The 12,691-nt window shown below is 69.4% G+C and carries 11 protein-coding genes; 5 read left to right on the forward strand and 6 right to left on the reverse strand.

All coding sequences use genetic code 11. The features are described 5' to 3' along the window. Positions 1–15: 15 nt before the first annotated feature. The 3 genes from ACILRF_RS10005 (at position 16) to prfB (ending at position 4,862) form a co-directional block, all read left to right on the forward strand. Positions 16–1,149, forward strand: a complete 1,134-nt coding sequence (locus ACILRF_RS10005; protein WP_395672453.1) for an N-acetylmuramoyl-L-alanine amidase — start codon at positions 16–18, stop codon at positions 1,147–1,149. A 159-nt stretch (positions 1,150–1,308) separates the two neighbouring features. Then, positions 1,309–3,678, forward strand: a complete 2,370-nt coding sequence (locus ACILRF_RS10010) for a penicillin-binding protein 1A (protein WP_395672455.1) — start codon at positions 1,309–1,311, stop codon at positions 3,676–3,678. 70 nt (positions 3,679–3,748) lie between these two features. Beyond that, a protein-coding gene (prfB, locus tag ACILRF_RS10015; RefSeq protein ID WP_395672435.1) for a peptide chain release factor 2 occupies positions 3,749–4,862 on the forward strand; the annotation gives its coding sequence in 2 pieces (ribosomal slippage) (positions 3,749–3,817 and positions 3,819–4,862; 1,113 coding nt in all). A gap of 4 nt (positions 4,863–4,866) precedes the next feature. Here the strand turns inward: prfB and ACILRF_RS10020 are convergent. From ACILRF_RS10020 to tyrS, 4 genes are all read right to left on the reverse strand, one after another. Beyond that, positions 4,867–5,289, reverse strand: coding sequence for a polymer-forming cytoskeletal protein (locus ACILRF_RS10020; RefSeq protein ID WP_395672437.1), 423 nt, complete (start codon positions 5,287–5,289; stop codon positions 4,867–4,869). Further along, entirely contained in the window at positions 5,270–6,424 is a 1,155-nt protein-coding gene (locus tag ACILRF_RS10025) for a M23 family metallopeptidase (protein WP_395672439.1), read from the reverse strand. The genes ACILRF_RS10020 and ACILRF_RS10025 overlap by 20 nt, the downstream gene beginning before the upstream one ends. A gap of 144 nt (positions 6,425–6,568) precedes the next feature. Then, positions 6,569–7,030: a peroxiredoxin gene (locus tag ACILRF_RS10030; RefSeq protein ID WP_395672441.1), complete on the reverse strand. Its 462-nt coding sequence runs from the start codon at positions 7,028–7,030 to the stop codon at positions 6,569–6,571. Then, positions 7,030–8,352, reverse strand: coding sequence for a tyrosine--tRNA ligase (gene tyrS, locus ACILRF_RS10035; protein ID WP_395672443.1), 1,323 nt, complete (start codon positions 8,350–8,352; stop codon positions 7,030–7,032). The genes ACILRF_RS10030 and tyrS overlap by 1 nt, the downstream gene beginning before the upstream one ends. A 183-nt stretch (positions 8,353–8,535) precedes the next feature. On the opposite strand from tyrS, the gene ACILRF_RS10040 reads away from it, so the two are divergent. Beyond that, positions 8,536–9,663, forward strand: a complete 1,128-nt coding sequence (locus tag ACILRF_RS10040; RefSeq protein WP_395672445.1) for an anhydro-N-acetylmuramic acid kinase — start codon at positions 8,536–8,538, stop codon at positions 9,661–9,663. Beyond that, on the forward strand, positions 9,656–10,942 hold the full coding sequence (locus ACILRF_RS10045) for an amidohydrolase (RefSeq protein ID WP_395672447.1): 1,287 nt from the start codon (positions 9,656–9,658) through the stop codon (positions 10,940–10,942). The genes ACILRF_RS10040 and ACILRF_RS10045 overlap by 8 nt, the downstream gene beginning before the upstream one ends. On the opposite strand, the gene ACILRF_RS10050 is transcribed toward ACILRF_RS10045, so the two are convergent. Beyond that, positions 10,939–12,105 (reverse strand): NAD(P)/FAD-dependent oxidoreductase, encoded by a 1,167-nt coding sequence (locus ACILRF_RS10050; RefSeq protein ID WP_395672449.1) that lies wholly within the window; start codon positions 12,103–12,105, stop codon positions 10,939–10,941. The genes ACILRF_RS10045 and ACILRF_RS10050 overlap by 4 nt on opposite strands. Positions 12,106–12,111: 6 nt before the next feature. After that, entirely contained in the window at positions 12,112–12,678 is a 567-nt protein-coding gene (efp, locus tag ACILRF_RS10055; RefSeq protein WP_395672451.1) for an elongation factor P, read from the reverse strand. Positions 12,679–12,691: the final 13 nt, after the last annotated feature.

Here is a 12,691-nt window from a genome sequence, read left to right on the forward strand (position 1 = left end):
GGTTCAGCCGCCGTCCTGCTGTGCGCCGCCGGCGCCGCCGTCAGCCATGCGGCCGCCGCCTCCGCCGACCTGCTCAAGGTGCGTCTCGGCGGCGACTCCGCCCAAACCCGCATCGTCATCGACCTCGACCGTTCGGCCAGCGTGAAGCTGGTCTCCGACGGCGCCGCCGATCGCCGCGTCACCGTGGTGCTGACGGGGGTCACCGCCGCTTCGGACCTGCAGGGCAAGGGGCAGGGGCTGGTCTCCGCCTGGGCCGTGGACCAGACGGCTGGCGGGGCCCGCCTGCAGATGGACCTCGCCGCCGACGCCAAGGTGAAGCGCCGCTTCCTGCTGCCGCCGGCCGACGGCATCTCTCACTACCGCTACGTCGTCGATGTCGCCCGGCTGGAACCTGCGGAGGCCCGCCTGATCAAGGCCGAAGCCGCCGCGCCCAAGCTGCGCCTGAAGCCCTTGGCGGCGCGCGCCGCCCTGCCGACCAGGAAGGTGGTGGTGATCGATGCGGGCCACGGCGGGCACGATCCGGGCGCCCGCGGCGTCCAGGGCTACGAGAAGGACCTCAATCTCGCCGCCGCCCGCGCCCTTAAGGCTCGGCTGGAGAAGGGCGGCCGCTACAAAGTCATCATGACCCGCGACGCCGACGCCTATGTCGGCCTCGCCAGCCGCGTGCGCACGGCCCAACGGGCCGGCGCGGACCTGTTCATCTCCCTGCACGCCGATTCCGGCCCCGAGGCCGGCCTGCGCGGCGCCAGCGTCTACACCCTGTCCGACAAGGCGACCGCCCGTTCGGCCCAGTTCGTCAGCCGCGAGGACTGGTTCATGAAGGCCAGCATGAGCGGCGACCGTGGCGTCAGCGACATCCTTCTGGACCTCACCCAGCGCGCCACCCGCAACCGCTCCGCCGGCTTCGCCCAGACGCTGCTGTCGCGCCTGGAAGGCCGCACGCCGCTGCTGCGCCGTAGCCATCGCGACGCCGGCTTCATGGTCCTGCTGGCCCCGGACGTCCCAGCGGTGCTGTTGGAGATGGGGTTCATTTCCAACAGCCAGGATGAACAGCTGCTGCGCGATCCTGAGCGCCGGGCCGAGTTCATGGACGCCGTCGGGGACTCTATCGACGATTACTTCGGCGCCACCCGGCTGGCCTCGCGCTGACGCGCCAGGGGGCGGCTTGCGGCGCGCTGACGCGGAAGCGTCGGCCTACCGTTGGCGCCCGCGCCGACGCACGCTAGACCGACAGCCGTGGGGTAAGAACGCCCCGGAGGCCGGTCCAAGTTGAACCCCCCAGAGACGAGACCCGAGCGCTGGGTCGCGATGGCCGGCGTGGTGGTGCTCAGCGCCATCGCGCTGGCGGGATTCGCGGCCGCGATCTGGGCCGCCTGGTTGTTTCGCGACATGCCGGACGCCGCCGACCTCACCGACTACCATCCGCCGACGGCTACCCGCGCCTACGCCTGGGACGGCACCCTGATCGGCGAGTTCTCGCGTGAGCGGCGGATCTACGTCCCCTACGACGCCATGCCGCCGCGCCTGGCCCAGGCGTTCCTGGCCGCCGAGGACCATAACTTCTTCCGCCATCGCGGCGTCGACGTCTCGGGTTTCGGCCGCGCCATGGCCCGCAACGTCTTCAACGTCGCGCAGGGCCGGCGGCTAGAGGGCGGCTCCACCATCACCCAGCAGGTCGCCAAGAACATCCTGCTGACCAACGACCAGACCATCGCCCGCAAGCTCAAGGAAGCGATCCTCGCCAGTCGGCTGGAGCAGACGCTCTCCAAGGAGCGGATCCTCGAGCTCTACCTGAACGAGATCTGGCTGGGCTATCGGTCCTACGGCGTCGGCGCGGCGGCGTACAACTACTTCGGCAAGTCGATCTCGGACCTGTCGATCGCCGAGGCGGCCTATCTTGCCGCGGTGCCCAAGGGGCCGGACAACTACCACCCGATCCGCCGCAAGGCGGCCGCCATCCAGCGTCGAAACTGGGTCATCGACCAGATGGCCGGCCACGGCTGGATCACCCGCGCCGAGGCCGACGCCGCCAAGGCCGAGGATCTGAAGGTTCAGGGCGAGCCGACCCGCGCCAAGTACCGCGACGCCGACTACTTCGTTGAAGAGGTTCGCCGCCGCGGCCTCGCCACCCTCGGCGACCGTCTGACCGAGGGCGGCTACTACATGCGGACCACGCTGGACCCGCGCCTGCAGAGCGCGGCCCGCCTGGCTCTGATGAACGGCCTGGAATCCTATGACCGCCGCCATGGCTGGCGCGGCGCCTGGGGCCGGGTCACCACCTTGGCCGGCTGGGAAGAGGTCGCGCGCAAGGAATCGCGCCCGGCCGAGCGTCGTACCTGGCGCCAAGCCGTCGTCACCGACGTCGGCGGCGGGGTCGTTCGGGTCCGCACCATCGACGGCCAGACCGGCGCCATCGCCGGCGAGGACGTCGCCTGGGCCCGCCGCGGCAAGGGCATCGGCTCCGGGGACCTCGTGTTCGTCGCTCCGAACGAGGACGGCGCCCCGGGCTTCCGACTGAAGCAGGTGCCGGCGGTCAACGGCGCCCTTGTGGCCATGGAACCTCATTCCGGCCGCGTTCTGGCAATGGTCGGCGGCTACTCATTCTCGCTGTCCAGCTTCAATCGCGCCACTCAGGCCGAGCGCCAGCCCGGCTCGTCGATCAAGCCGATCGTCTATGCTGCGGCTCTGGAGAACGGCTACACGCCCGCCAGCGTCGTCATGGACGCGCCGATCACCCTCACCGGCGCCGGCGGCCAGGCCTGGACGCCCGAGAACTACGAGCGGAAGTACTACGGCCCGCTGCAGCTGCGCAAAGGCCTGGAGCTGTCGCGCAACGCCATGACGGTGCGACTTGCCCAGGGCGTCGGCATGACCAAGATTTCCAGCCTGGCCGAGCGCCTGGGCGTCACCAAGAAGATGGACCGCGTGCTGGCCATGGCCCTGGGGTCCGGCGAGACCACCGTCTTCAAGATGGCCGGCGCCTATTCCAGCTTCGTCAACGGCGGCAAGAAGGTCGAGCCGCATCTGATCGAGCTTGTTCAGGACCGTGAGGGCAAGACCATCTACCGGCACGACCGCCGCGACTGTGCCCGCTGCGACGCCGGCTTCACCGGCGATGAGAGCCCACGGATCGCCCAGGCCGGCGGCCAGGTCATGGATCCCATCACCGCCTACCAGATCACCTCGATGCTGCAGGGCGTGGTCCAGCGCGGCACAGCGGCGGCGGCCTCGTCGCTCGGCTACCCGCTGGGCGGCAAGACCGGCACCACGAACGACTACCGGTCGGCCTGGTTCATGGGTTTCTCGCCGGACCTGGTGGTCGGCATCTACGTCGGCTTCGACGACAACCGCAGCCTCGGTTCTGGCGAGACCGGCAGCCAGTCGGCGGTGCCGATCTTCATCGACTTCATGAAGGTCGCGCTGGAGGGCGTCGATAAGAAGGAATTCAAGGCGCCGAAGAACGCCAAGTTCGCCATGGTCCGCGGCATCCGCGAGGCGTTCCGTCCCGGCACCGAGCCGCGCGTCGCCCAGGTTCCCGTCGGCACGCTCTCCGGCCCGCAGCCCTACAGCGAGGTCTGGCGAGACGGCGTGACCGGCGCGCCCAGCGCCGGTGCGGCCCTGGCGCCGCCGCCGGCCCCGCCGCCGCGGCCCGCCGACGACGTCAGCGATCTCTACTAGCGACCCCTACTTGTCCTGAAACCTGGCGCGGGCTATCCCCCGCGCCCTGACTTTTACCGGAGCTTCTCCCATGAGAGCGGATGTCGAGGCCGCGAAGGCCGACATCGAGCAGTCGATCGCGCTGCTCAGGAGGCGTCTTTGACTGGGAACCCGCCCTCCGAAAACTCGACGAACTGAACGCTCGGGTCGAAGATCCGACCCTCTGGGACAAGCCCGAAGCCGCCCAGGCGGTGATGCGCGAGCGTACGCGCTTGGCCACTCAGGTGGACGCCGTCAAAGGCCTGGAGCGCGATCTCTCTGACGCACTCGGCTACGCCGAGATGGCTGACGAGGAAGGCGATGAGGACAGCCTGGAGGAGGCCCGCGGCCAGCTGAAGGCGATCCGCGAACGCGCCGCCCGGGCCGAGCTGGAAGCGCTGCTGTCTGGCGAGGCCGACGGCAACGACGCCTTCGTGGAAATCAACTCCGGGGCCGGCGGCACCGAGTCCAACGACTGGGCCGGGATGCTGCTGCGGATGTACACCCGCTGGGCCAACGCCCACGGCATGGAGGTCGAGTTCCTCGAAGAGACACCGGGCGAGCAGGCCGGCATCAAATCTGTGACCCTGCAGGTCAAGGGGACCAACGCCTACGGCTGGCTTAAGTCCGAGGGGGGCGTCCACCGCCTGGTGCGGATCTCGCCCTACGACGCCGCCGCCAAGCGCCACACCAGCTTCGCCTCGGTCTGGGTCTATCCGGTGGTCGACGACAACATCGTCATCGACATCAACCCCTCCGACGTCCGCACCGATACCTACCGGGCTTCCGGGGCCGGCGGTCAGCACATCAACAAGACCGACAGCGCCGTGCGCCTGACGCACATCCCGACCAATGTGGTCGTCGCCTGTCAGTCGGGCCGCTCGCAGCACCAGAACCGGGAAGAAGCCTGGAAGATGCTGCGCGCCCGGCTTTACGAGCTCGAGTTGCAGAAGCGCGACGCCGAGCGCGCCGCCATCGAGGAGCAGAAGACCGACATCGGCTGGGGCCACCAGATCCGCAGCTATGTCCTGCAGCCGTACCAGATGGTGAAGGACCTTCGGACCGAGGTGGAGACCTCAGACACCCAAGGCGTCCTCGACGGCGATCTCGACGCCTTCATGGCCGCTTCCCTCGCCCAGCGGGTCGGCGCGACGCGGGAAGGGTAGGGGACTACTCCGCCGCCTCGGCCACCTCGGCCGGCGCTTCGGCCGCCGACGGCGTCGTGAAGGGCTGGCTGCGGCCTTCAAACCGGGCGCCTTGCTCGACCACCAGCTGTTCGTGGGTGATGTCGCCGACCACTTCGGCCGAGGGGTGCAGCCGCACCTGGCGGGCAGTGATCGGGCCGATGACCCGGCCGCGGATGTCCGCGGCCTCGGCCTCGATTGAGCCCTCGACGCAGCCGGTGTCGCCAAGGCTCAGCCGGCCGACCCGCAGGTCGCCGCGCACCGTCCCGTCCAGCTGAACGTCCCCGTCGGTGGCGAGGTCGCCGTTGATCGTGACATTCTCGGCGACGAGGGAGGCGGCGATCGCCTTGCGCGACGGTGCGGCCTCCGCCTCGCGGGCGGGTTGGGACTTAGCTGGCTTCGCGAACATAGGCGCCGGCCCTCAGGAAACGATCGGGATTCTGTGCTCGGCCGTTGACCCACACCTCGTAGTGCAGGTGCGTGCCGGTCGAGCGTCCGGTGGAGCCCATGCCGCCGACCCGCTGGCCGACGGCGACACGCTGGCCGGGTTGGACGCCAATTGCGTGGAGGTGGGCGTAGCGGGTCTTCAGGCCACGGCCATGGTCGATCTCCACCACCTTTCCATAGCCCGACCGCTGGCCGGTGAAGGCGACGACGCCCGGCCCGGCGGCGACGACCGGCGCCATGTGTCCGCCGCCGAAATCCAGACCCGAATGCAGGGCCGGGCGGCGGGTGAAGGGGTCGAACCGTACCCCGAACCGGCTGGTCTGCGGGGCGTTGGCGGTGGGACGGGCGAAGGGCAACCTCTCCGCGGCGGCGTCCAGCGCTCGGGCGTCAGAGACATCGCGGGCTGCGTTCTGGATGCGCGCCGCAAATCCCTCGTCGACGTCCAGAACAGCGGCCAGGGCGCGGGGGTCCTTGGACTCGATCAGCGGCCCGCCCAGCGCACCGCCCTTCGGGACGTAGGCATTCGGGGTCAGGCCGGCCATCCGGAACGCCAGCCTCAGGCGGTCGGCCCGGCCCTTGGCGAAGGTGTCGGCGGCGTCCAGCAGCTGTTCCTGGCTGACGCGCACCATCTCGACGCGCCGTACCGGGTTGGCATCGGGAGCGGAGAGGGCGCGGCTGATCGCCGGCGTGAGGGCGGCCTGGGCGCCCGGGGTGTCGTTCATGTCGGTGAGCAGCAGGGCCAGCGCCGCGTGCCGCTTCTCGATGCTGGCCGCCAGCTCGTCCGTCGAGCCGCTGGCGGAGTTCAGCTGGGCGACCGCGGAGTTCAGCCGCGCCTGGCGGTCGGCGATCCAGCGTTCGTACTTGGCCTGGGTGCGGGCGATCTCACGGTCGGCGGCGGATGCTGAGAAGACATTGACCAGCATGGCCGCCGTCGCGACGCCCAGCCAAAGCGCCCCGCCGGCCACGACGCTGGCCGCGGCCATCTGCTTGCGCGGCGTCAGGACGAAGCCCTTCATCTCGCCGCCGGTGCGCACATAGAGGTGGCGCTCGGGGAACAGCTCCTCGACCGAGCGGCGAATGCGCGCAAGGCGTTGCATGTCGTGTAAGCCCCCCAGCCCCGAAGGTTCACGATATGCAACGAGAAATTTCACCCGCGCAAGGCGCGGAAAGTCGCGCACACGGAGTTTCGCAAGATCAGCTTATTCGCCGACAAGGTTAACGGCGAATGAAGGGCGAGCGCGTCAGGGCGCCTTGGCCGCCGCCAACACTTCGGCGGCATGGCCCTTGACCTTCACCTTCCGCCAGATGCGGCGGATCACGCCGTCCTGGATCAGAAAGGTGGCGCGATCGATGCCCATGTACTGGCGGCCGTAGAGGCTCTTCTCGACCCAGCTCTCATAACGTTCGATCACCGCGCCCTCCGGATCGGCGGCGAGCCGGACGGTCAGGCCGTGCTTGACGGCGAAGCTGGTGTGCTTCTTGACGTTGTCCTTGGAGACGCCGAGCACGCTCGCGCCCGTAGCGGCGAACTCCCCGGCCAGGGTCGAGAAATCCAGCGCCTCGGTGGTGCACCCGGGGGTGTCGTCCTTGGGATAGAAATAGAGCACCAGCTTGCGGCCGGCGAAGTCCGCCAGCCGCACCGGCCCGTCGGCCGTCTCCATCTCGAAATCGGGAGCCTCGGCGCCTTCGACGATCTTGCTCATCAGACAGGCCTCACCAGGACGATCTTTTTCTTGCCGGCCGACAGCTTGACCACGCCATCGACCAGGTCTCCATGACCGATGGTTCGATTGGCGTCTGCCTCCGGAACGTCGTTCACCCGCAGCCCGCCGCCCTGCGCCAGGCGCCGCGCCTCGCCTCGCGAGCCGGCCAGGCCGACGTCGGCGGCCAAGGCGGCTAGGACGATCCCGGCCTCGAGCTCGGCCTTCGGGACCTCGTGGGTCGGCAGGTCGGCCGACAGCGCCCCTTGCTCGAATGCGGCCTGGGCCGCGGCCGCGGCTTTGGCTGTTTCCTCGGCGCCGTGCAGCAGGCGCGTGGCCTCGTTGGCCAGGACCTTCTTGGCCTCGTTGATCTGCGCGCCGGGCAGGGCCTCCAGCCGCGCGACCTCGTCCAGCGGCAGGTCGGTGAACAGCCGCAGGAACTTGCCCACGTCGGCATCCTCGGTGTTCCGCCAGAACTGCCAGTAGTCGTAAGGGCTCAACATATCCGCGTTCAGCCAGACGGCGCCGGCCGCCGTCTTGCCCATCTTCGCGCCGGAGGCGGTGGTGAGCAGCGGAGTCGTCAGCGCAAAGGCCGATTTCTGATCCATCCGCCGGACCAGCTCGACCCCGTTGATGATGTTCCCCCACTGGTCGGAGCCGCCCATCTGCAGCTGCACGCCCATGGCCCGGTTCAGGTGCAGGAAGTCCGTCGCCTGCATCAGCATGTAGTTGAACTCGAGGAAGGTCAGCGGCTGCTCGCGTTCCAGTCGCAGCTTGACGGAGTCGAACGTCAGCATGCGGTTGATGGTGAAGTGCGGGCCGTATTCGCGCAGGAACTGGACATAGCCGAGCTTCGACAGCCAGTCGTCGTTGTTGACCATTACCGCGTCGGTCCGCCCGTCGCCGAAGGTGAGGAACTTTTCGAACACGGTCTTGATGCCGGCGATGTTGGCCGCGATGTCGTCATCGGTCAGCATCTTGCGGCTCTCGTCGCGGCCGCTGGGATCGCCGACCTTGGTCGTGCCGCCGCCCATCAGGACCACCGGCTTGTGGCCGGCCTGCTGCAGCCGGCGCAGCATCATGATCTGGATCAGACTGCCGACGTGCAGGGACGACGCGGTCGCGTCGAAGCCGATGTAGGCCGAGACCACGCCCGAGGCGGCCGCGCTGTCCAGCTCCTCCGGATGGCTGATCTGGTGGATGTAGCCGCGCTCCTGAAGGGTCTTCAGAAAGCTGGACTTGAAGGCGGCGTCGCTCATTGCAGGGCTCGTCTGTCGGGGGTGGCCGGCGTCTAGCACGGCGGGCGGCGGATTATCGAGGGACATGGGATCTTCCTTTGGCAGGAAGGCCGGCGTCCGTGGGATCTGATCGAGGAGGGCGCCGGCCGGGTGGGGCAGGCGCGCGGGATCGGGCCTGCTAGCGGGGCAGGCGGTAATAGCGGCCGGTGCGGGCGGCGGGTCCGATCATGGCGGCTAGCTACGTCGCCGCCGCCGTGGCAGTCAAGCCGGATGCGTGTGCTCGGATTCATGACGGGGACCAGTCTCGACGCGGTCGACATGGCGGTGCTGGAGACCGATGGCGAGACCATCTTCGCCTTCGGGCCGGCGGGCGAGCGCAAGCTGACCGAGGCGACCCGCGAGCTGATGCTGGCGGCGACGAAGGCGGCCTTCGACTGGCCGCGCGGAGCGCCGGAGCCCGCCGTCTTCGCCGACGCGGCCCGCGCCGGGGCCGACGAGCACTTCGACGCTGCCGAGGCGTTCCTGGCTGCGCGTGACCTCAGCTGGGGCGATTTCGATCTCCTGGGCGTCCACGGCCAGACGGTGCTGCACGAGCGCCCGACCGACGGCCGCCTTGGCCGGACGGTGCAATTGATCGACGCCCAGCGTCTCGCCGACCGCACGGGGGTTCCCGTGGCCTTCGACTTCCGCTCCGCTGACGTGGCGGCCGGCGGTGAGGGAGCCCCGCTGGCCCCGATCTACCACCTCGCCCGCGCGAAGGGCTCCGGGCTCTATGCCCCCCTGGCGGTGCTCAACATCGGCGGGGTGGCCAATGTCACCTTCTGGTCTTCGGACGGAGCGGTCGCCGCCTTCGATACCGGGCCGGGCAACGGGATGATCGACCTCCTGATGCAGCAGCGCGGGGCCGGCCGCTACGACGCGGGCGGCCGCTACGCCAGCGTCGGCCAGGCGCAGGAGCCGGTGCTGCGGGCGCTCCTGGCTCATCCCTATTTCCAGGCCCCGCCGCCCAAGTCCCTCGACCGCTACGACTTCTCTCTGGAGCCGCTGGCGGGGCTGTCGCTGGAGGACGCCGCCGCGACCCTCGTCGCCTTCACGGCCGAAGCCGTCCGCCTGGGCTTCGCCGCCGTCGGCGAGGTCCCGCGCGAGGTGGTGGTGGCCGGCGGCGGACGGCACAATCCGGAGATCATGAAGGCCCTCGCCGCTCGGCTGCCCTGCGCCGTCCGCACCGCCGAAGACCACGGCTGGCGCGGCGATGCGGTCGAGGCCGAGGCTTTCGCCTATCTCGCCGCGCGCACGGCGCGTGGTCTGCCCATCTCGTTCCCGAAGACCACGGGCGTGCCCCAGCCGATGGCCGGGGGGCGCATCGTCCAACCTCGTTCCGGAGACCGCCATGTTTAAGGCTCTGCTCGCCGCGTCGGCCGCGCTACTCGTCGCTAACCCGGCTCTCGCGCAGGGCGCCGGCCCATACGACGCGGCTGTATTCGAGAAGGCGAGGACCCTGCAGCCCAAGGTCGTGGCCTGGCGGCGCGACGTCCACCAGAACCCGGAATTGGGGAACCGCGAGTTCCGCACCTCGAAGCTGGTCGCCGAGCATCTCAAGAAGCTCGGCTTCGAGGTCCGCACCGGCGTGGCCAAGACCGGCGTCGTCGGCGTGCTGAAGGGCGGCAAGCCCGGCGGGGTCGTGGCCCTGCGCGCCGACATGGACGGGCTACCCGTCGAGGAGCGCACCGGCCTGCCGTTCGCCTCGAAGGCGAAGGGCGAATACAACGGCCAGACCGTGTCCGTGATGCACGCATGCGGTCATGACGCCCACGTAGCGATCCTGATGGGCGCGGCCGAGCTTCTGGCCTCGATGCGAGCCGATATCCCCGGCACGGTGGTGGTCCTCTTCCAACCGGCTGAGGAGGGCGCTCCGGCGGGAGAGGAAGGCGGGGCCTCGGTGATGATCCGGGAGGGAGCGCTGAAGAACCCGGCGCCGACCGCGATCTTCGGCCTGCATGTGAAGCCGGGCCCGGTGGGCGAGCTGGCCTGGCGTCCCGGCCCGATGATGGCGGCCTCCGACCGCTTCGAGGTGGCGCTGAAGGGCAAGCAGACGCACGGCGCCATGCCCTGGGAAGGCATCGACATGGCCTCGATGACCGCCGACGTGATCACCGCCTTCAATCAGATCGCCGCCCGGCAGGTGAACGTCGCCAAGTTCCCGACCGTGCTGACCATCGGCATGATTCAGGGCGGCATGCGCCACAACATCATCCCCGAGGACCTGCAGATGGCCGGCACCTTGCGGACCTTCGACACCGGCATGCGCAAGGACGTCATGGCCAGGATGGCCAAGGCGACCGCGTCGATCGCCGATCGCTACGGCGCCGAGGCCACACTGACCTGGTCCGGAACGCCCAATCCGGTCACCACCAACGACCGTCCGCTGACCGAGCGTATGAAGCCGACCCTGATGCGGGCCGCGCCGGGCAAGGCGCGTGACGACCTCGACTACATCACGGGGGCCGAGGACTTCTCTTACTACCAGCAACAGATCCCGGGCCTGTTCTACGACCTCGCGGCCGGGAACCCGCCTGGCGTCAACCACTCGCCGTTCTTCACCATCGACGAGGCGGCGCTGGAGGTCGGAGTGCGGGCGCAGGCCCTGCTGGCCCTCGATTACCTGTCGTCGCGCTAGGCGACCTGGCCGGCGCACCAGCCGCTGGCCCAGGCCCACTGGAAATTGTAGCCGCCGAGCCACCCGGTGACGTCGACCGCCTCGCCGATGAAGTAGAGGCCAGGCACGGTCTTGGCCGCCATTGTGCGGGAGTCGAGGTGGTCGGTGTCGACCCCGCCCAGCGTCACCTCGGCGGTGCGGTACCCCTCGGAGCCGACCGGCTTCACCCGCCAGCGATTCACCGCGTCCGCCGTCTGGCGCAGGACCTTGTCGGGGGCGTCCGCCAGGTTGCCGGGCGGGGCGAGCAACTGCGCCAGCCGTTTGGGCAGATGGACAGCGAGCGCCGTCGCCACGGCCTGTCGTCCGTTTGCCGCCTTCTGCGCCTTCAGTTCGGCGAAGACGTCGGTCCCCGGCGCCATGTCGATCTCGATCTCCTCGCCTTCGCGCCAGTAGGACGAAATCTGCAGGATCGCCGGCCCGGAAAGGCCGCGGTGCGTGAACAGCATCGCCTCGTCGAAACGCGTCTTGCCGTGCCCCACCCGCGCGTCCACCGCCACGCCGGCCAGCGGGGACAGGCGCTCCAGCAAGGAGACGTCGAAGGTCAGGGGCACGAGCGCCGGCCGCGTCTCGGTGACCTCCAGTCCGAACCGCCGGGCCACGTCGTAACCGAAGCCGGTCGCCCCCATCTTGGGGATCGACTTGCCGCCGGTGGCGATGACCAGCGAGGTGCAGGCCAGCGCCCGTCCGCCCGCCGTGAGGGCGAACTCGTCGCCTGTCTTTTCAATATCTTGCGCCGTTTCGTTGAGGCGCAGCGTGACGCCCGCCTCGCGCATGTCGGCGACCAGGGCGGCGATGATTTCCCGGGCCGAGCCGTCGCAGAACAGCTGGCCGAGCGTCTTCTCGTGCCAGGCGATCCCGTGGCGGTTCACATAGGCGATGAAGTCCGCCGGCCGATAGCGGCGCAGGGCCGACACCGCGAACTTGGGGTTGCGCGACAGGAAGTTGCCCGGCCCGGCGTGCAGGTTGGTGAAGTTGCACCGCCCGCCGCCGGAGATCCGGATCTTCTCGCCCGGCGCCTTGGCGTGGTCGATGACGAGCACGCGCCGGCCGCGCCGGCCCGCCTCGATGGCGCACATCATCCCCGCGGCGCCGGCTCCGACGATGACGACGTCGAAGCGGTCCATGCGGGCCTAGTCCCTGGCGCGTTCCTGGTAGGAGCCGTCCTCGGTCAGGACGACGATCTTCGTGCCGACGGTGATGTAGGGCGGCACCATGGTCTTCAGACCGTTCGACAGGATGGCCGGCTTGTACGACGACGACGCCGTCTGGCCCTTCACCGACGGTTCGGTCTCGACGACCTCGAAGGTCGCCAGACGCGGCAGGTCGATGGCGATCGGCACGCCCTCGTGGGTGGACAGCGAAACCGTGCAGCCATCCGTCAGGTAGGGCGCGGCGTCGCCGATCACGTCCGGAGAGGCGACGAGCTGGTCGTAGTTCTCCGGGTTCATGAAGTGGAAGCCTTCGCCGTCCTGGTAGAGGAAGGTGTACTGGCGATCGTCCACCGTCGCCCGCTCCACCGTCTCCGTGGTCCGGTAGCGCTCGGAGATCTTCACCCCGTCCGAGATGCGGCGCATGTTCAGCTGGGTGACCGGCGTGCCCTTGCCGGGGTGGATGTTCTCGGCGCTGAGCACGACGTAGAGCTTGCCTTCGAGATCGACGACGTTGCCCTTGCGGAGCGAGCTGGCGATGACCTTCACGGTTCAGTCCTCG

The organism is Phenylobacterium sp. (assembly GCF_044236515.1).
Taxonomy (GTDB): Bacteria; Pseudomonadota; Alphaproteobacteria; order Caulobacterales; family Caulobacteraceae; genus Phenylobacterium.

Bases quoted from the DNA above. Each gene is read 5' to 3' on its own strand.
- ACILRF_RS10010 (WP_395672455.1), top strand. From the start codon at position 1,309: ATGGCCGGCGTGGTGGTGCTCAGCGCCATCGCGCTGGCGGGATTCGCG.
- ACILRF_RS10020 (WP_395672437.1), bottom strand. From the start codon at position 5,289: ATGTTCGCGAAGCCAGCTAAGTCCCAACCCGCCCGCGAGGCGGAGGCC.
- ACILRF_RS10025 (WP_395672439.1), bottom strand. From the start codon at position 6,424: ATGCAACGCCTTGCGCGCATTCGCCGCTCGGTCGAGGAGCTGTTCCCC.
- ACILRF_RS10030 (WP_395672441.1), bottom strand. From the start codon at position 7,030: ATGAGCAAGATCGTCGAAGGCGCCGAGGCTCCCGATTTCGAGATGGAG.
- tyrS (WP_395672443.1), bottom strand. From the start codon at position 8,352: ATGTCCCTCGATAATCCGCCGCCCGCCGTGCTAGACGCCGGCCACCCC.
- ACILRF_RS10040 (WP_395672445.1), top strand. From the start codon at position 8,536: ATGCGTGTGCTCGGATTCATGACGGGGACCAGTCTCGACGCGGTCGAC.
- ACILRF_RS10045 (WP_395672447.1), top strand. From the start codon at position 9,656: ATGTTTAAGGCTCTGCTCGCCGCGTCGGCCGCGCTACTCGTCGCTAAC.
- ACILRF_RS10050 (WP_395672449.1), bottom strand. From the start codon at position 12,105: ATGGACCGCTTCGACGTCGTCATCGTCGGAGCCGGCGCCGCGGGGATG.